Annotated in this window: 19 protein-coding genes; 8 read left to right on the top strand and 11 right to left on the bottom strand. The window is 63.6% G+C overall.

The genetic code is table 11. The annotated features are described in order from the left end of the window. Positions 1–7 precede the first annotated feature (7 nt). The 4 genes from ftsY to NKH98_RS11015 all read left to right on the top strand — a co-directional run bounded on the left by ftsY (position 8) and on the right by NKH98_RS11015 (position 3,832). The gene (gene ftsY / locus NKH98_RS11030) at positions 8–1,840 is read left to right on the top strand and encodes a signal recognition particle-docking protein FtsY (protein ID WP_352898317.1); all 1,833 of its coding nucleotides are present in this window, start codon (positions 8–10) and stop codon (positions 1,838–1,840) included. Positions 1,841–1,901: 61 nt separating this feature from the next. After that, positions 1,902–2,576 (top strand): septation protein A, encoded by a 675-nt coding sequence (locus NKH98_RS11025; protein WP_352898357.1) that lies wholly within the window; start codon positions 1,902–1,904, stop codon positions 2,574–2,576. Positions 2,577–2,644: 68 nt separating this feature from the next. Continuing rightward, complete coding sequence (locus tag NKH98_RS11020; protein ID WP_352898314.1) at positions 2,645–3,265, top strand: pyridoxamine 5'-phosphate oxidase family protein; 621 nt, start codon at positions 2,645–2,647, stop codon at positions 3,263–3,265. Positions 3,266–3,298: 33 nt separating this feature from the next. Further along, entirely contained in the window at positions 3,299–3,832 is a 534-nt protein-coding gene (locus tag NKH98_RS11015) for an NADPH-dependent FMN reductase (RefSeq protein ID WP_352479670.1), read from the top strand. A gap of 7 nt (positions 3,833–3,839) precedes the next feature. Here the strand turns inward: NKH98_RS11015 and NKH98_RS11010 are convergent, their stop codons facing one another. Next, positions 3,840–4,049 carry a tautomerase family protein gene (locus NKH98_RS11010; protein ID WP_352802176.1) on the bottom strand — a complete coding sequence of 70 codons (210 nt, stop codon included), beginning with the start codon at positions 4,047–4,049 and terminating at the stop codon, positions 3,840–3,842. A gap of 32 nt (positions 4,050–4,081) precedes the next feature. Continuing rightward, the gene (locus NKH98_RS11005) at positions 4,082–4,999 is read right to left on the bottom strand and encodes an SMP-30/gluconolactonase/LRE family protein (RefSeq protein WP_352802177.1); all 918 of its coding nucleotides are present in this window, start codon (positions 4,997–4,999) and stop codon (positions 4,082–4,084) included. Between the two features lie 262 nt (positions 5,000–5,261). Here NKH98_RS11005 and NKH98_RS11000 point away from each other — a divergent pair, with 262 nt between their 5' ends. Continuing rightward, positions 5,262–5,429: a hypothetical protein gene (locus NKH98_RS11000; RefSeq protein WP_254817861.1), complete on the top strand. Its 168-nt coding sequence runs from the start codon at positions 5,262–5,264 to the stop codon at positions 5,427–5,429. 34 nt (positions 5,430–5,463) lie between these two features. Here the strand turns inward: NKH98_RS11000 and NKH98_RS10995 are convergent, their stop codons facing one another. The 4 genes from NKH98_RS10995 to ccmA all read right to left on the bottom strand — a co-directional run bounded on the left by NKH98_RS10995 (position 5,464) and on the right by ccmA (position 7,692). Then, on the bottom strand, positions 5,464–6,039 hold the full coding sequence (locus NKH98_RS10995) for a DsbE family thiol:disulfide interchange protein (RefSeq protein WP_352898310.1): 576 nt from the start codon (positions 6,037–6,039) through the stop codon (positions 5,464–5,466). After that, positions 6,036–6,203 carry a heme exporter protein CcmD gene (gene ccmD, locus NKH98_RS10990; protein WP_352479673.1) on the bottom strand — a complete coding sequence of 56 codons (168 nt, stop codon included), beginning with the start codon at positions 6,201–6,203 and terminating at the stop codon, positions 6,036–6,038. The genes NKH98_RS10995 and ccmD overlap by 4 nt, the downstream gene beginning before the upstream one ends. 126 nt (positions 6,204–6,329) lie before the next feature. After that, complete coding sequence (ccmB, locus tag NKH98_RS10985) at positions 6,330–6,995, bottom strand: heme exporter protein CcmB (RefSeq protein ID WP_352479674.1); 666 nt, start codon at positions 6,993–6,995, stop codon at positions 6,330–6,332. Positions 6,996–7,083: 88 nt separating this feature from the next. Further along, a complete protein-coding gene (gene ccmA, locus NKH98_RS10980; RefSeq protein ID WP_352898307.1) occupies positions 7,084–7,692 on the bottom strand; it encodes a heme ABC exporter ATP-binding protein CcmA in 609 nt (202 codons plus the stop codon). Positions 7,693–7,975: 283 nt separating this feature from the next. Here ccmA and acnA point away from each other — a divergent pair, with 283 nt between their 5' ends. Next, entirely contained in the window at positions 7,976–10,666 is a 2,691-nt protein-coding gene (gene acnA, locus NKH98_RS10975; RefSeq protein WP_352898304.1) for an aconitate hydratase AcnA, read from the top strand. Positions 10,667–10,708: 42 nt separating this feature from the next. On the opposite strand, the gene NKH98_RS10970 is transcribed toward acnA, so the two are convergent. Further along, on the bottom strand, positions 10,709–11,380 hold the full coding sequence (locus NKH98_RS10970) for a ceramidase domain-containing protein (protein WP_352898302.1): 672 nt from the start codon (positions 11,378–11,380) through the stop codon (positions 10,709–10,711). Between the two features lie 175 nt (positions 11,381–11,555). Between NKH98_RS10970 and NKH98_RS10965 the strand changes: the two genes are divergently transcribed. Beyond that, a complete protein-coding gene (locus NKH98_RS10965; RefSeq protein ID WP_352802182.1) occupies positions 11,556–12,305 on the top strand; it encodes a DUF1223 domain-containing protein in 750 nt (249 codons plus the stop codon). A 477-nt stretch (positions 12,306–12,782) separates the two neighbouring features. After that, positions 12,783–13,169 (top strand): DUF2794 domain-containing protein, encoded by a 387-nt coding sequence (locus NKH98_RS10960; protein ID WP_254817869.1) that lies wholly within the window; start codon positions 12,783–12,785, stop codon positions 13,167–13,169. A 4-nt stretch (positions 13,170–13,173) separates the two neighbouring features. Here NKH98_RS10960 and NKH98_RS10955 read toward each other — a convergent pair whose 3' ends face one another. The 4 genes from NKH98_RS10955 to NKH98_RS10940 all read right to left on the bottom strand — a co-directional run bounded on the left by NKH98_RS10955 (position 13,174) and on the right by NKH98_RS10940 (position 18,111). Continuing rightward, positions 13,174–13,743 carry a GNAT family N-acetyltransferase gene (locus tag NKH98_RS10955; RefSeq protein WP_352898299.1) on the bottom strand — a complete coding sequence of 190 codons (570 nt, stop codon included), beginning with the start codon at positions 13,741–13,743 and terminating at the stop codon, positions 13,174–13,176. A gap of 109 nt (positions 13,744–13,852) precedes the next feature. Beyond that, positions 13,853–14,632, bottom strand: coding sequence for a Bax inhibitor-1/YccA family protein (locus NKH98_RS10950; RefSeq protein WP_254817871.1), 780 nt, complete (start codon positions 14,630–14,632; stop codon positions 13,853–13,855). Positions 14,633–14,851: 219 nt separating this feature from the next. Beyond that, positions 14,852–17,401, bottom strand: a complete 2,550-nt coding sequence (locus tag NKH98_RS10945) for an ABC transporter permease (RefSeq protein WP_352898296.1) — start codon at positions 17,399–17,401, stop codon at positions 14,852–14,854. Next, a complete protein-coding gene (locus NKH98_RS10940; protein WP_352479681.1) occupies positions 17,401–18,111 on the bottom strand; it encodes an ABC transporter ATP-binding protein in 711 nt (236 codons plus the stop codon). The genes NKH98_RS10945 and NKH98_RS10940 overlap by 1 nt, the downstream gene beginning before the upstream one ends. Positions 18,112–18,136: the final 25 nt, after the last annotated feature.

Genomic DNA, 18,136 nt, shown 5'->3' with positions numbered 1-18,136 from the left:
GCAAGACATGGCTGGTTTTTTCAAGAAGATATTTTCGTTCGGCAAGAAGGAAGTGGTCGAGGAGCGGCCCGACGAGACCGCACCGCTGCCGCCGATCAAATGGGACGAACTGGAGGCGCTGAAGCCGGCCGCCGAGCAGACCGTTCCGGAGTTTTTGAAACGCGAAGAGCCTCGCCCCGAGACCGAAGCCGTACCGCCGGTCGAGGCGGAAGCACCCGCGCCGCAGCCGGCGCCTGTTGAAGAGGCCGAGCCCGAGCCTGCGCCGACCCTTCCGCCCGAGCCGGACATCCAGCCAGAATCCGCTCCGGTCGAGGAGCCAGAGGCGCCAGCCGAACAGGCGGCGTCAGACGCCGCTCCCGTCGTTCCCGAGCCAGCCCCGGAGCCAGAGCCGGAGGAAATTCCTGAGCCAGAGCCGACGCAGCCAGAAATCGTCCAGACTGAGCCTCCGCCATCCGAACGTGGCGCTGCCCCTCATCCGCCTGCCGGCACCTTCTCCCTGTATAGTAACGGGGAGAAGGGTGCTGATCGTCACGCCGAGCCTCGTTTTGAAAGCGGCAAAGAAAAAGCTCCGACGCTGACGCCCCCCTCTCCCCGTCCCTTACGGGGGTCCGAAGGACGGGTGAGACAAGCGGCTCGCCCCGGAACGGGTGAGGGTGAGGGGCAGCGCCAACCTGCGCAAGACGCGGCACCCACTGCCGAAATCACGCCACCAGCACCCGAAGCGCCGCCGCCGGCCGAAATCCCGCCGCCGATCCGCCAGCCAGCGCCCGTCGAGACGAAGCCGCCGCTCGCCGAGATCGCGCCCGAGCCGGAGGCCGTCCCGCAACCATCGCCGGAGCCAAAGCCCGCCCCCGGCAAAGTCACCGTAACCAAGAAGGTCGAGCAGAAAGCCGAGCCGCAGAAGGCGCCCGAACCGGCGCCGAGGCGCTCCTGGTTCCAGCGCATGCGAGACGGGCTTGCGCGCTCCTCCCGGGAGTTGTCGGGCAACATCGCCGGCGTCTTCACCAAGCGGAAACTCGACGAGGACACGCTGCAGGACCTGGAGGACGTGCTGATCCGCGCCGATCTCGGCATGGAGACGGCTTTGCGCGTAACCGATGCACTCTCCGCCAGCCGCTACGGTAAGGACGTCTCCGATACCGAAGTCCGCGCCATCATGGCGGCCGAGGTGGAGAAGGTGCTGTCCCATGTCGCCATGCCGCTGGAACTCGACCTCAGCCATAAGCCGCATGTCATCCTGGTGGTCGGCGTCAACGGCACCGGGAAAACAACGACTATCGGCAAGCTCGCCGCAAAGCTCACCGATGGCGGCCTCTCGGTGATGCTCGCCGCCGGCGATACCTTCCGCGCAGCCGCCATCGAGCAGCTGAAGATCTGGGGCGAGCGCACCAACTCGCCAGTCATTGCCTCGAAGCTCGGCGCCGACGCCGCTGGCCTCGCCTATGACGCGTTCGAGCGGGCGAAGGAGGCCGGCTCCGACGTGCTGATCATCGACACCGCCGGGCGGCTGCAGAACAAGACCGAACTGATGGCGGAACTGGAAAAGATCGTCCGCGTACTGGGCAAGCTCGATCCGGAAGCGCCGCACACGGTGCTGCAGACGGTCGATGCCACCACCGGCCAGAACGCGCTCAACCAGGTCGAGATCTTCCGCAATGTCGCCGGCGTCAACGGCCTGGTGATGACCAAGCTGGACGGCACGGCGCGCGGCGGTATTCTGGTGGCAATCGCGGCAAAGCATAAATTGCCGGTCTATTTCATCGGCGTCGGCGAACAGGTCGACGACCTCGAACCCTTTTCCGCAAGCGAATTCGCCAGGGCGATCGCTGGCGTGGCTTGACGAGCATGATCCCAATAAGGTGGCAGGCTTTTTGGAGTGAATCATGCGTAAGAAGGACCTTATGAGCCCACCCATTCTCGAACGCGACCCATCCGACCCGCAAAAGCAGAAGAAGGAAGCCGTCAATCCGCTGCTCAAGCTGGTGCTGGAGCTTGGCCCGCTGATGGTATTCTTCTTCGCCAATGCGCGCGGCGCATGGCTGGTGCAGAAATTCCCGGCGCTGGGCGAGTTCGGCGGACCGATCTTCGTCGCCACCGGCCTGTTCATGGCCGCGACCGCGATCGCGCTGATCGCTTCCTGGCTGCTCACCCGTACCTTGCCGATCATGCCGATGGTGTCGGGCGTCGTCGTCTTCATCTTCGGCGCGCTGACGCTCTACCTGCAGGACGATATCTTCATCAAGATGAAGCCGACCATCGTCAACACGCTGTTCGGCGGCGTGCTGCTCGGCGGCCTGTTCCTCGGCAAATCGCTGCTCGGCTATGTCTTCGAATCGGCCTTCAATCTCGACGCCGAGGGTTGGCGCAAGCTCACCTTCCGCTGGGGCCTGTTCTTCCTGTTCCTAGCCCTTGTCAACGAAGTGGTCTGGCGGAATTTTTCCACCGATACATGGGTTACCTTCAAGGTCTGGGGCATCATGCCGATCACGCTTCTGTTCACCTTCAGCCAGATGCCGCTGATCCTGCGCCATTCGCTCGAGGACAAGACCGAGAACGCGGGAAAGGCCGGCAAGTAGCAATTCCAGGAAAAGGTCTGTGCAGCGGTTTCCCCTGGGGAATTGCGTCAGAATAGGAGGGGACGTGGATGGAATTCATCATCACGCGCGACGAGCTGAGGACGATCTACAAGACGCCTCGGCCGACCGACGGCTCGATCCGCAAGGAATTGAAGACATTGGACGGCCATTGCCGTTCCTTCATCGACAAGAGCCCGTTCGTGCTGATCGGCTCGTCCGACGGCGCCGGCAATGCCGATGTGACGCCCAAGGGCGACAGGCCGGGCTTTGTGGCAGTGCTCGACGAGAAGACCATCGCCATCCCCGACCGGCCGGGCAACAACCGGCTCGACACGCTGGAGAACATCCTTCTCAATCCCTCGGTCGGGCTGCTCTTCCTCATTCCCGGCATGAACGAAACGCTGCGTGTCAACGGCGATGCCCGCATCACCGTCGATGCGGCATTGCGCGAGCGACTGGCGGTCGACTGCAAGGCGCCGCAAAGCGTCGTCGTGGTGACGGTCAAGGCTGCCTACATGCATTGTGCCAAGGCCTTCATGCGCTCCGAACTGTGGAAGCCCGAAACCTGGTACGACCGTGCGACGCTGCCGACGCTCGGCCAGATCCTGCGCGACCAGCTGGCGCTTGCCGAAACGGCGGAGGCCACCGACCGCTGGCTTGACGAGGATTACAAGCAGACCATGTGGTAGCGTGCCCGGCAACGAATCGCCGAGCCGGTCCCTTTGCTGAACATTCTCGCCATTTCCGGCAGCCTGCGCGCCGCCTCGACCAATTCGGCCCTGGTCGCGGCCCTCACGCAAAACGCGCCGCCTGACTGTCACGTCTCCGTCTATGACGGGCTTGGTCGGCTGCCGATCTTCAACCCCGACGACGAAGGCGAGCGGACGCCGCCGCAAGCAGCGGCGCTGATCGATGCCGTCACCGCCGCTGACGGCGTCATCGTCTCCTGCCCGGAATACGCACACGGCGTGCCAGGCGGCCTGAAGAACGCGCTCGACTGGCTGGTGTCGCGCGATGCCGCCGTCGGCAAGCCAGCCATGCTGGTGCATGCCTCGCCGCGCTCGCTGTTTGCCCGCGCCGCACTGGTCGAGGTCATGCGGACAATGTCTTTCGCGCTCTATGAGGAAGCAGCGCTCGAAATCGCCCTGCTCGGCAAGAGGCGGCCGGAGGTGGAGAAAATCCTGGCGGAACCGGAAAACCGGCTGGCGATGCGCGGCGCCGTTTCGGATTTCGCCGAGTTCATCCGCGTCGGCTGAGCGGCGCTCAAACCTTGCCTCTGCGCGTCTCGACGTCGGTCTCGCCGACGAACCAGTCGCGTGCGGCGACCTCCTCGAAGACCACCCAGACATCGTTGTTGGTCAGGCCGGTGACGCCGGTTATGGCCGCTGTCACCTGGGCGGCGATCGCGGCCTTTTTGCCGGCCGGGTCATCGGCAATCACCTCCTTGACCAGGCGGATGTTCACGAATGGCATGGGTCCCTCCCTTGGATATGCCTGGCGTCCGCTCAGTAGGTTTTGGCGCCGTTGACCATGAGCCGGACCATGTAGAGCGAGGTCGTGCCGGCGATATAGAGGCAGTTCAGCTTGTTGCCGCCGAACACGCAATTGGCAACGACTTCCGGTACCTTGACCTTGCCGATCAGCGTCCCGTCTGGATCATAGCAGTGCATGCCGTCGGCGGCGCTGGTCCAGATGCGGCCGTCCGCATCCAGCCTGAAACCGTCGAACAGGCCGGCGGTGCAGTCGGCAAAGACCTTTCCGCCTGAGACCGTCTTGCCGCCCTGGCCGACATTGAACACCCGGATGTGCGCCGGGTTTTGCGCACCATGCGTGCGGCCGGTGTCGGCGACATAGAGTTGGCGCTCGTCGAGCGAGAAGGCGAGTCCGTTGGGTCTGACCATGTCGGTGATCACCGCCTCGGTCTCGCCGGTGCCGGGATCGACCCGATAGACATGGCAGGCGCCGATCTCGCTTTCGGCCTTGTCGCCCTCGTAATCGGTATCGATGCCGTAGCTCGGATCGGTGAACCAGATCGAGCCATCGGACTTGACCACCGCGTCATTGGGCGAGTTCAGCCGCTTGCCGCGCCATTTGTCGGTAATGGTGATGACCGAGCCGTCATGCTCGGTGCGGCTGACGCGGCGGCCGGAATGCTCGCAAGTAACCAGCCGGCCTTGCCGGTCGACGGTGTTGCCGTTGGAATTGCCCGACGGCTGACGGAACACGCTGACACTGCCGTCGGTCTCGTCGTAACGCAGCATGCGATTGTTCGGGATGTCGGACCAGACCACATAGCGCCCGGCTGCAAACCAGGCCGGTCCTTCCGCCCATCGGCAGCCGGTGAACAGCCTGTCGACCTGTGCATTGCCGTTGAACAGCCGCGAAAAGCGCGGATCGAGAACTTCGTAGAATTCGCTGGCCATGGTTCCTCCCGGTAGCAGTCGCTTGGCGAGGCGCGATCAAGCCAGCCCGCGATCGATATGGCAAGATCGATGATGCGTCAGAAGCATTGTGGAAGCGAATGCTGGCCCGAACGGCAGGTCACATCCGGTTAACCGGCTATGCGCCCAGCGCAATGGTGCATTGCAACATCTTATTTTTGCAACGCACCATAACTATGTCATGCTTCGTATCGATCAAGGGAGGAACAACTGGCCGCAAATGCGGCGCAAAAGGAGACTCGCTATGATCATCGACAGCCTCATGAGCCGCGCTCGCGCCAGCATCGCCAAGCGCCGGCATTACAACCGCCTCGTCGCCGAAATCGACAGCTTCACCAGCCGCGACCTCGCCGACATGCGCGCCGACCGCTCAGAAATGCTCTACCAGGTCCACAAGCAGATCTACGGCTGAGTCTTTCGTCGACCTATGACGAAACGGCGGGCAATCAGCCCGGCACGGCCAGCGCCTTCTCGATCTCCGGCAGCAGCAGCGTCTGCGCCGAGTCCGGCGTCAGCGGCCCGACATGCTTGTAGGCGATCTTGCCATCCTTGCCGATGACGAAGGTCTCCGGCACACCGTAGACACCCCAGTCGATCGCCGTGCGCCCGGCCTGGTCGACGCCGATCGCCTGGAACGGATTGCCGAGATCGCCAAGGAACCGACGGGCGTTTTCCGGCTGGTCCTTGTAGTTCAACGCTGCCATGACGAAGCGTCTGTCCTGCGACAGCGCCAGCAGCACCGGGTGCTCTTCGCGGCACGGCGCGCACCACGACGCAAAGACGTTGACCAGCGTCACCTTGCCGGCGAACTGTTTTGAATCGAGGCCCGGCAAATTGGTGCCCTCGAGCGCCGGCAGGTTGGTCTGCGGCGCCGGCAGGCCGATCAGCGCCGACGGCACTTCCGACACGTCGCGCCCGGACAAGAGCTGCGCCAGGAACAATCCCGCCAGCCCGAGAAAGACCAGCAGCGGCAGCAGCACGATCAGGCGTTGGCGCGCCGGTGTTTCCGTTTCCGTGCTCATGGCTTGACTGCCCTATCGGAGCGCCGGCGCACGCCGGATGCTTCCAGCTCGGCGAGTTCTCGCTTGCGGCCGCGCTGGTCCAGCAGGATCCAGCCGATCAGCCCGCCCAGCACCACGGCCGTGATCGCATAGGCGGCGGTGACATAAAGCGCGTGTACGCTCATGCTTTTCGCTCCGCGGCGCTTTCCAAACGGTCCGTCTCGCCTTGTTCCGACATGTCTTCTCTTAACGCCGCGCCATCGGCTCCGCAATTGTTCGCCGCGCCGCAGGGATGAGCTGAAGCCAACACATCAATCCGTTCCGTGCCGCAACGCCAGCGCTGCCGCCACCGGCCCGAGCACGGCAAGGAACAGGGTCAGCGCGGCAAGAATGAGAAAGGGCTGCAGGAACGGATCGGGGTCCGCTACCGCGCCATAGCTTGCCGATACGCCGAAGATCAGCACGGGAATGGTCAGCGGCAGTACCAGCACCGAGATCAGCAGCCCGCCGCGCGGCAACGCTACCGCCACCGCAGCACCGGCGGCACCGATGAAGGTAATCGCCGGCGTGCCGACCAGCAGCGTCAGCGCCGTGGCGCCGATGCCGGCCGGTTCCATATTCATGAACAGGCCGAGCAGGGGAGCGGCGACGACCAGCGGCAGCACGCTTCCCGCCCAATGCGCGAGGCATTTCGTCAGCACGGTCAAGGCCAGCATTTGCCGGTCGTTGCCAAGCACCAGAAGATCGAGAGAGCCGTCTTCCCGATCAGCCTGGAACAGCCGGTCGAGGCCGAGCAGGCAGGCAAGCAAGGCGGCAATCCACAGGATCGCCGGGCCGATGCGGGCCAGCAGCCTCAGGTCGGGACCGACGCCGAAGGGGATGGTCGCGATGACGGCGAGAAAGAAAATCACTCCAGTCAGCGCTCCGCCGCCGGCGCGGATGCTCAGGCGGATGTCGCGCAGGAAGAGGGACCACATTATGGTTTGGTCCCGATGCAGGCGTGAAGGCCAAGCAAAGGATGGAGTTCCGTCGCAGGACGGAGGGCGGCGCCGTAGAGCACCAACATCAAACGGCCTCGCCCATCACCAGCCCTTGTGCCCGCTCGATCCCCAGCGGCAAATGCGTCGCCGCGACCACGATCCCGCCACTCTCGAGGTGCTTCTCCATCAATTCGCCGACTCTCTCCTCCGAAACCTTGTCCAGTCCTGCGGTCGGCTCATCAAGCAGCCACAATGGCCGATGGCTGACCAGCAGTTTTGCGATCGCCGCGCGCCGGCGCTGCCCGGTCGAGAGATAGCCGAACGGCAGATGGCCGATGCTGCCCAGGCCGACGGTTTCCAGCGCCTCTTCGATACCCGCAGAGCCCGCGCCCGAAAAATCGCGCCAAAAGCACAGATTCTCTTTAACGCTCAGCGCCGTCTTCATCGCGTTGAGGTGGCCGAGATAATGACAAGCCGAGGCGGCCGACGGGAAGTCTTCGCCACCACCTTCGAACCGCACACGGCCTGCCGCCACCGGCAACAGACCAGCGACGATCCTGAGCAGCGTCGATTTGCCGGCGCCGTTCGCCCCGGTGACGACCAGCGCCTGGCCATCTCCCAGCGCGAATTCGATGCCGGAAAATACCGTCTCGCCGCCGCGTTCGCCGCCCAGATTTTCGGCGATCAGCCGCATCCGTTCCCCTTCGCCGAAAAGTACAAATGCGGCTTCGGTGCGCCGCAGCAAAAATGGCGATTCCGTGTCTAGAACTATTCCAGAAAATTCTCTATATCCGCATCATCCGTGCCAGCGGTCGGCGCGGGAACCGAATTTGCGCCGAACCAGCGCGCGTGCCGCCTTGAACGGCCCGGACGCTTGGGAACGGACAGCGGAAATGGCCGTACCCGCACCTTTGCGCGTGATTTGCATGCCCACTGGCGTCCGTTCCCTCCCGGCAACCGACAGTTAGGGATCGCACGTGTCCAAATCACTCGACAGCTTCAATTGCCGCCGCACGCTGACCGCCAGCGGCACCGAGTACATCTACTATGACCTTGTCGAGGCCGAAAAGAACGGCCTCACAGGCATTGCCCAATTGCCTTATTCGATGAAGGTGCTGCTGGAGAACCTGCTGCGCAACGAGGACGGCCGTTCCGTTACCAAGGAGAGCATCCAGGCGGTCGCCGGCTGGCTGACCGACCGGGGCACTGCCGGCGTCGAGATCGCCTATCGCCCGGCCCGCGTTCTGATGCAGGATTTCACCGGCGTTCCGGCTGTGGTCGACCTTGCCGCCATGCGCGACGCCATGGCCTCGCTCGGCGGCGACCCGCAAAAGATCAATCCGCTGGTGCCGGTCGATCTGGTCATCGACCATTCGGTCATCGTCGACGAATTCGGTACGCCGCTGGCTTTCGCCCGCAATGTCGAGCTTGAATATGAGCGCAACGAGGAACGCTACAAATTCCTGAAATGGGGCCAGCAGGCGTTCCGCAATTTCCGCGTGGTGCCGCCCGGCACTGGCATCTGCCATCAGGTCAATCTCGAGTACCTCGGCCAGGTGGTGTGGACCAACAGCGAAGACGGCGAGACCACCGCCTATCCCGACACCTGCGTCGGCACCGATTCGCACACCACCATGATCAACGGTCTTGGCGTGCTCGGCTGGGGCGTCGGCGGCATCGAGGCGGAGGCCGCGATGCTTGGCCAGCCGGTTTCCATGCTGCTGCCGGAAGTCATCGGCTTTCGCCTCACTGGCAGGTTGAGGGAAGGCGTCACCGCCACCGACCTGGTGCTCACCGTCACCCAGATGCTGCGCAAGAAGGGCGTTGTCGGCAAGTTCGTCGAATTTTTCGGTCCGGGCCTGTCCAACATGACGCTGGCCGATCGCGCCACCATCGGCAACATGGCGCCGGAATATGGCGCCACCTGCGGCTTCTTCCCGGTCGACAGCGAAACCATCCGCTATCTCACCATGTCCGGTCGCGACGAAAGCCGCATCGTCCTGGTCGAGGCTTATTCGAAGGCGCAAGGCTTGTGGCGCGATGCCGGCTCGGCCGATCCGGTCTTCACCGACCTGCTGGAGCTCGATCTCGGCAGTGTCGTCCCGTCAATGGCCGGCCCGAAACGGCCGGAAGGCCGGGTCGCACTTGAAGACATTCCGGCCGGCTTCGCCAAGGCCATGGAGACCGAATACAAGAAGGCCGCCGAAATCGACAAGCGCTATGCCGTCGAGGGGACGGACTACGATCTTGGCCATGGCGATGTCGTCATCGCCGCCATCACCTCCTGCACCAACACCTCGAACCCGAGCGTGCTGATCGGCGCCGGGCTGTTGGCGCGCAACGCCAACCGGCTCGGCCTCAAGCAGAAGCCGTGGGTCAAGACCTCATTGGCGCCGGGCAGCCAGGTCGTGGCCGAATATCTCGAGAAATCCGGCCTGCAGAAGGAACTCGACCAGATCGGCTTCAACCTGGTCGGCTTCGGCTGCACCACCTGCATCGGCAATTCCGGCCCGCTGCCGGCGCCGATCTCCAAGACCATCAATGATAAGGGCTTGATTGCTGCGGCAGTCTTGTCCGGCAACCGCAATTTCGAAGGCCGCGTCTCGCCCGACGTGCAGGCGAACTATCTCGCCTCGCCGCCACTGGTCGTCGCCCACGCGCTGGCTGGGACCGTGACCAAGGATCTGACCACCGAGCCGCTCGGCGAGGATCGCAACGGCAATCCGGTCTATCTCAGGGATATCTGGCCGAGTTCGGTCGAGATCCAGGAATTCATCGAGAAGAACGTCACGCGCGAATTGTTCGCCCGCAAATATGCCGACGTCTTCAAGGGCGACGAGTACTGGCAGAACGTCAAGGCGCCGGAAGGCCAGACCTATGCCTGGGACGACAATTCCACCTATGTGCAGAATCCGCCCTATTTTGCCGGCATGACGTCAGGCTTCGGCAAGATCGGCGATATCAAGGGCGCGCGTGTGCTCGGTCTGTTCGGCGACAAGATCACCACCGACCACATTTCGCCAGCCGGTTCGATCAAGGCGGCCTCCCCGGCCGGCAAGTACCTCACTGACCACGGCGTCGGCGTCGCCGATTTCAACCAGTACGGCACGCGCCGCGGCAATCATGAGGTAATGATGCGCGGCACCTTCGCCAATATCCGCATCCGCAACCACATGCTGGGCGAGAACGGCCGCGAGGGCGGCTACACCATCCATTACCCATCGAAAGAAGAGGAATCGATCTACGACGCCGCCATGCGCTACAAGAAGGAAGGCGTGCCGCTGGTCATCTTCGCCGGCGTCGAATATGGCAACGGCTCGTCGCGCGACTGGGCGGCCAAGGGCACCAATTTGCTGGGCGTCCGCGCCGTCATCGCCCAGTCCTTCGAGCGCATCCACCGCTCCAATCTTGTCGGTATGGGCGTCATCCCCTTCGTCTTCGAGGAAGGCACCTCATGGGCCTCGCTCAACCTCAAGGGCGACGAATTGGTTGAGATCGACGGACTGGGCAACATCAAGCCGCGGCAGAAGATGATCGCCAAAATCACCTACGGCGACGGCAGCGTCAAAGAGGTTCCGATCATCTGCCGCATCGATACGCTGGACGAGCTCGACTACTTCAAGAATGGCGGCATCCTGCAATACGTGCTGCGCGATCTGGCAGCATAGAGAGAGGGGAGTAAGGCAGTAAGGGAATAGGGAACGCTTCCCCTATTCCCCTATTCCCGGCCTTCCAAACCGCGCTGTCGCCGCCAGCAGCACACCGAGCATCAGCCCGTTGAAGATGTGCCACAGGAAGTGTGTGCCGAGCGGGAAGCTGCCGCAGACCAGCGGATCGATCATTCGGCAGACGACCGATACGACGAAGATCGCCGAGCCCGCCAGATTGTACCAGCCGGCACGGTTGCCGCTCGCAGCCACCATGGCGCCGAAGAAGGCGAGCGCCAGGAAGGGCGGCAGATAGCCGGTCGTGCCGTTCGACGCCTCGCGCAGCCAGTCCGGCACGGCAAAGGTCACCAGCCCGGCGACAGCATAGAAGGCGACGAAGATGGCGATCGCCTTGCCCCATTTCATGCCGAGAAAACGCCGCAGGTTGAACAGTGTGTAGGCCAGCGTGAACCCGGCGATCGGCAGCACGTCGGCCCAGACCGTGCCACGGTTGGCAAAGGTGTGGAACAGCGACGAGCCGACGCCGATCGCCACCACCCACCAGGCCAGCACTTCGGCGAAGATACCGGTGCCGCGCTTGCGCACCTGCCAGACACCCCACAGCCCGGCGGCAAAAAAAGCCAGATTGCTCAGCGCATTGAGCGGTTCGGCCCAGAGTTCCGGCCCGGTCCGCTCGCAGTACAGGTCGACCGGCGCCAGGAGAGATTGCCACATGCTGATTGCCGCCCGAATCGCTTCCATCGTGTAGTGCAAGTCCACCTATTGCGCCCTTGCCAGCGGTTGCAACGGCAAAATTTCACCGCAACGTGACTTCCCGTTGACTGCCGCTTCTGCCACATATTTCGACAACCAGAACAAAGCCGGCGTCACCGGCGGGATCGGAACGGCCATGCCATCTCGAAGACCATTGCGGCTTGCGGCCCTTGCGCTGGCCCTCTCGGCATTTGCCGGAAGTGCCTTTGCCGAGCCAACCGACAAGCCATTAGGCGTCGTCGAGCTCTTCACCAGCCAGGGATGCAACTCCTGTCCGCCGGCCGACGAATTCTTCGCCGAGCTCGCCGCCAAGGAGGATATCGTCGCGCTCGCCTATCATGTCGATTATTGGGATTACCTCGGCTGGCAGGACACGCTGAGCCGCAAGGAAAATACCGAGCGGCAATACGAGTATATGCGCGCCTTCGGCAGCCGTTCCGTCTACACCCCGCAAGCCGTCATAAACGGCCGCAGCCATGTCAACGGCGCCAGCCGCAAGGAAGTCGACGGCGCGCTGGCCCGCATGGAGAGAGTCGGCGAAGGCATGCGCGTCGGCATCAAGGTCAGCCGGACCAGCGATCGCGTCATGATCGATGCCGGCGACGCCGTGACCGGCCCCGCCGACGCGCATGTCGTCATCGTCTATTTCAACCCGCCGCAGACGATAAAGATCGGCAAGGGCGAAAACAGCGGCCGCAGCATGACCTACTGGAACGCCGTCTCCAGCATCCAGACCGCCGGCATGTGGCACGGCAAGGCGCAGCGCTACGAACTGCCGATGAGCGAGATCGCCAAGAAGGGCGGCTGCGCCGTGCTGCTGCAGTCGGTCGGCAAGGACGGCATGCCCGGTCCGATCCTGGGCGCAGCCTTTATCCGCAAGCCTTAAATAGAGCGCTCCTCCTGCTTCCCTGTGGGAGAAAGGATAACCGCGCTCAAGCCTCCGACGACAGCCTGTCTGGAGGGATCGCACCGCCACGGCTCCGGCCAATAAAAAACCGGCGTCAGCTTGCTTCTGACGCCGGTCATTTAGGTTTTGGGATCGTCGCACCCGATCTTTCCAAGGAAAAACCGAGGTTGGTTCGATCCGACGCAGACCCGTGGGCGGGGGGCTTGGGGTTTACGAGCCGGTGCCGGACCGAACCGTCTCAGGCAACACCGGTAAATTCGTCGGACATTGGGGCATGAGCACGGATAAAAAAAGGCAGGATTGTGGCGAAGCATCACCAATTCCAACAGGCGTTTCGCAAACGTGACTGGACGCTGGAGAAACCGCACTGCGCTGCCCTTGCCCGGCCGGGCCTTGCAATTCGGCAACGAAAGCGCCAACTTTGGTCGGCGTACGATTCATTGCGAGGATCCAGGCATGACTGATCGCAGCAGCGGGATGGAGGATGGGGACGCATCCGCAATACTGATCCCGCTGCATGAGGCAAGACGCGAACGCCTCGACCAGCCGGTGCAGTTCGACCGGCGCGAACTGGACCAGATCCTCAGGCTCTACGGCCGTATGGTTGCCGCCAATGAGTGGCGCGACTATGCCATCGACCATCTCGCCGACCGCGCCGTTTTTTCTGTCTTCCGCCGCACCAGCGAAGTGCCGCTTTTCCAGATCGTCAAGGATCCGAAGCTGGCGCGCCGGCAAGGCGCGTTCGCCGTCATCGCCGCCGGCGGGCGCATCCTCAAGCGCGGCCAGGAGCTCGGCCGGGTGCTTGGCGTGTTCGACCGAACGCTGAAGCTGGTCGAAGCGTAACCTCTTATTTTTGTTCGCGGAACTTCCGCTCGGGCAGCGACTGCGGATCAGGCTGGATCGACGCCCCGCCATTGATCGGCAACTGCATGAACACCGTGTCGAGCCAGCGTCCGTGTTTATACCCTGAGCCTTCCAGGCGGCCGGAATGACGAAAGCCGAGCTTCTCGTGCAACCGTACCGAGGCGCTATCGGGCCGGCCGTCGCCGATCACCGCGATGATCTGGCGAAAACCTGCCGCCTTGGCCGCTTCGATCAGCCCTTGCATCAAGAGCAGCCCGACGCCTTGCCCTTTGGCCTCGGGCGCGACATAGACGGAATCCTCAACGACGAAGCGGTAGGCCGGGCGCGGCCGGAACGCCCCGGCATAGGCATAGCCGAGCACGCTGCCGGCCTTTTCCGCAACCAGATAGGGAAAGCCGCCCGCCATCAGGTTGTCGAAGCGCGCGCCCATCTCGGTGCGGCTTGGTGGCTCGAGTTCATAGCTGGCAGTGCCATTCGTCACCGCGTCGGCATAGATTTCCGTGATCCGGTCGAGATCGGCCGACGTCGCGGCCCGCAAGTTGATGCTGCTCATAATTTAGGCACGTCGTTCATCTGCCTATATCACAGCAAAAGCCGGCACAAAAGAAAAGGGCGGCCATTGGGCCGCCCTTTCCAAACTCGCCGGTCCAGGAAAACCGTATTTAGCGACGGTCGCCCATGAACTGCAGCAGGAACATGAACAGGTTGATGAAATCGAGATAGAGCCTCAATGCGCCCATAATCGCCTTGCGGCCGGCGACATCAGTCTCGTCACCCTCGAAATACATCTCCTTGATGTTCTGCGTGTCGTAGGCGGTGAGGCCTGCGAAGATCAGCACGCCGATCGCCGAAACGGCGAAGGAAAGCGCCGACGACTGCAGGAAGATGTTGATCACCATCGCAATGATCAGGCCGACCAGGCCCATGACCAGGAACGACCCGAACGCCGAGAGATCGCGCTTGGTCGTGTAGCCGTAGAGGGACAGCCCGCCAAAGGCGGCGGCGGTGGCGAAGAAGGTCTGCGAGATACTGGCGGTGGTGTAGACCAGGAAGATCGACGACAGCGACAGGCCGACGAGGCCGGCATAGACCCAGAACGTCGTCTGCGCGGCCGAAACGCTCATCGACTGGACGCGGAACGACAGGAACATCACCGCTGCCAGCGGGGCAAAGATCACCAACCATTTCAGCGGCGAGCCGAAGATCGCGTAGCCGAACGAGGTCAGCATCTCGCCGCTTGGCAACGTCGCGACCGCCGAGGCGGGATCGCTGGTCGTGGCCAGCATGATTGTGCCGACCGCGGCAAGGCCGGTGATGAGGAGGCCAAGCCCCATCAGATTGTAGACCTTGATCATGTAGGCCCGCAGGCCCTGGTCGATGGCAGCATCGACGCCGGCGCCGGGCACGGCGCGCGTCTGATAATTGCGAACGGGATCAGCCATGGAAATCCTCATATTGCTTCTGCCCCGTCCGGTGTCAGGTCCATTTGAACCCAGGCGCCGCTGGCGGGGCTCCAGCATGCCTGCGCCGAAATATGATGGTTCTTGGTGTAAAGGACAAGACCGTAACCAAACGTAATGCTCCGTGAAGTGCCAGAGATCCGGTTTTATTGGCCTTCCCGCCCGAAACATTAACGAGATTTAATCAAAACCGGCTCTGGCTCAAAGATTCCGCAGCACCGGCGCCGCCTTGTGGCCCAGCACCCGCCACGTGCCGGCAAGGCCGATGCCGACGGTGACCACCAGTGAAAAGCCGATGGTCGCCACCGCCACCTCGGGCATGAAGTGCGATGGCAGCGTCATGATGCGCGCGACGACGAACCATGCCGCCACACCGCCCGCCGCCAGCGCGAAGATCGCGGTGGCAAGGCCGATCAGCATGTATTCCAGCGAAAAAGCGGCGATCAGCGTTTTCCTGGTCGCACCCAGGGTCTTCAGCACCACCGCGTCGTGGATGCGAGCCCGGTTGCCGGCGGCGAGCGCGCCGGCCAGCACCAGCACCGAGGCGATCAACGCCACGCCCGCTGCCGCCCTGATTGCTGTGCCGAGCTGCGCCACCAGCCGGTTGACGATTTCGAGCGCGTCCTTGACCCTGACTGTCGTGACCGCGGGAAAGGCACGCGTGACGGCATTGAGAAGATGCGCGTCGTCGGCTGCCGACGCATTCGTCTCGGTAAGCGTCGCCAACCAGCCGTGCGGCGCCCCGGCGAATGTGTTGGGGGAGAACACCATGACGAAATTAATGCCCATGGTTTCCCATTCGACCTGGCGGAAATTGGCGATCTTGGCCGTGATGTTGCGGCCAAGCACGTTGACGGTGATGGTGTCGCCGAGCTTCAGCCCGATCTCGTTGCCTTCCTCGGCGGAAAACGAGACCAGCGGCTCGCCGGCATAGTTCTCCGGCCACCAGCTGCCCTCGGTCAGCGTCGCATTCTCCGGCAGCTTTGCGTCATAGGTCAGGCCGCGATCACCGCGCAGCACCCAGGCGCCCCCGGCCGGAACCTTGACCTTGTCGACAGCGACGCCGTTGAGCGCCATCACCCGGCCGCGCAGCATCGGCACCTTGATCAGCCTGCCCTGCGGCGCCTCTTTGCCGACCAGCGCAGAGAAAGCATCGACGTCGCCGCTCTGGATATCGACGAAGAAGAAGTTCGGTGCCCGTTCCGGCAGGCTGCCCGAGATCTGCCGCCTGAGATTGCCGTCGATCAGCGCCAGCGTCACCAGCAGCGTCAGCCCGAGGCCAAGCGACAGAACCACCGATGGCGTCAAGGCGCCTGGCCGATGGATGTTGCCGATGGCGAGCCTGAGCGCGGTCGAACGCACGCGCGGGCTTTTCTTTGCCGCCCACTGCACCAGCGAGCCGACGACACGCAGCACCAGGAACGACACCACCGTGGCCCCAATGAAGATCGAGGCAATACGGCGGTCGTCGGAAAACAGGATCACCAGTACCGCCAGGAGCAGGGCGATGCCCAATGCCGCGGCGATGTAGAGCGGGTGGGGAAAACCGCGGCCCTCGAAACCCATTTCGCGAAACAGCGCCGTTGCCGGCACGTCGCGGGCGCGGCCGAGCGGAAGCAAGGCGAAAGCCAGCGTCACCAGCAGCCCGAACAGCGCTGCCATGCCGAGGGCGCCGGGATAGAACCCACCTTCCGCCGGCACAGGAATAACCGATTGGAGTGCGGCGCTGGCCGCGAACGGCATCAATGCGCCGAGCACCAGGCCCAGCGTGATGCCGAGGGCGGCGATCATCAGGATCTGCACCAGATAGACGGCAAAGACGAACCCGCCCGAAGCCCCTAGGCTCTTGAAGGTGGCGATGACGCCGCGCTTGCAGTCGAGATAGGCACGCACGGCATTGGCCACGCCGACGCCGCCGACCACCAGCGCCGTCAGCCCAACCAGCGTCAGGAATTGCGAGAACCGCTCGATGTTCGAGGACAACGCCGGCGCCGCGTTGCTGCGCGTGCGGATCGACCAGCCGGCCTGCGGGAACTCTTTTGCCGCCTGATCCTGGATCGCCTTGATCTGTGCGTCGCCGGTGCCGCCGGGCAGCCGGACCTTATAGGCGTTCTCGACCAGGCTGCCCGGCTGGATCAGGCCGGAAGCGGCAAGCCCGTCGGTCGACACCATCAGCCGCGGCGCAAAGCCGAAGCCATCCGACACCGCATCCGGCTCGTTGACCAGCCTTGCACGCAGCTCGAATGTCACGCTGCCGAGCTTCAGCCGGTCGCCGATGCCAAGGTTCAGCCGCTCGAACAAAAGGTCCGGCGCGGCGGCGCCGAAGACGCCGGATTTTTCGCCGAACAGATCCTCTCGCGACAGGACCGGCTCGGTCTCCAGCGCGCCATAGAGCGGATAGGCGCCGTCGACCGCCTTGGCCTCGACCAGCGCCTGGTCGGAGCCGTCCTCGAGCCTGGCCATCGAGCGCATGTTGGCACTGTGCGAAACCGTGCCAAGCCGGTCGAGGAAGCTGCGTTCGGCTCTGGTAAGATCGCGCTGGTTGAGCTGGAAGCGGAGATCGCCGCCGAGCAGCGTCTGGCCCTGGTCGGCAACACCGGCGGAAATCGCTTGCGCGACCGAATTGACGCCGCCGATTGCCGCGACGCCGAGCGCGATGCAGGCAAGGAAGATCAGGAAGCCGGACAGCCCGCCACGCATTTCGCGCAGCGAAAACCGAAAGGCGAGCCTCAGCGTTTGCGACAACGGCATCAGGCGGTCACCTTGCCGGCCCTGGTGGCCGGCTCAGGCGCGTCCTCGATCAGCCCCGACCGCATCGACACCTGGCGCGAGCAGCGCGCGGCGAGTACCGGGTCATGTGTGACCAGCACCAGCGTCATGCCGCGCTCGGCGGCCTTGGCAAACAGCAGGTCGGCGACGTGCCGCCCCGTCGCCTGGTCGAGATTGCCGGTCGGCTCGTCGGCGATCAAGATGCGCGGCGACGGCGCCAGCGCCCGGGCGATAGCCACGCGCTGTTGCTCGCCGCCAGACAATTCGCCGGGGTAATGGGTGACGCGATCGCTGAGACCGACCGCCGCCAGCTCGCGCGCCGCCACGCCGAACGGATCGGCATGGCCGGCAAGCTCCAGCGGGACGGCAACGTTTTCCAGCGCCGTCATATTGGGGATGAGATGGAAAGACTGGAATACGATGCCGATGTTTCGCCCCCGAAACGATGCGATCTGGTCTTCGCTTTTGCCGTTGAGCAGCTCGCCGGCAATTCGAACCGTGCCCGAATCGACCCTTTCAAGCCCAGCCAAAACCATCAGTAGTGTCGACTTTCCCGAACCGGAGGGTCCAACGATGCCTGTCGCCTCGCCGCCCGCCACATTGAGGCTGACGCCCTTCAGCACATGGACCGAGGAGCCACCTTCACCGAGCGTTAGCGATACGTCTTTCAGCGAAATGACGGCTTCTTCCAAAATCAAATCGTCCTATATGGAGGAT

The sequence above is a fragment of the Mesorhizobium sp. M0833 genome (assembly GCF_040319905.1).
GTDB lineage: Bacteria > Pseudomonadota > Alphaproteobacteria > Rhizobiales > Rhizobiaceae > Mesorhizobium.
The sequence above is the reverse complement of the archived record's forward strand: the minus strand, read 5'-3'. Positions and strand labels throughout refer to the sequence as shown.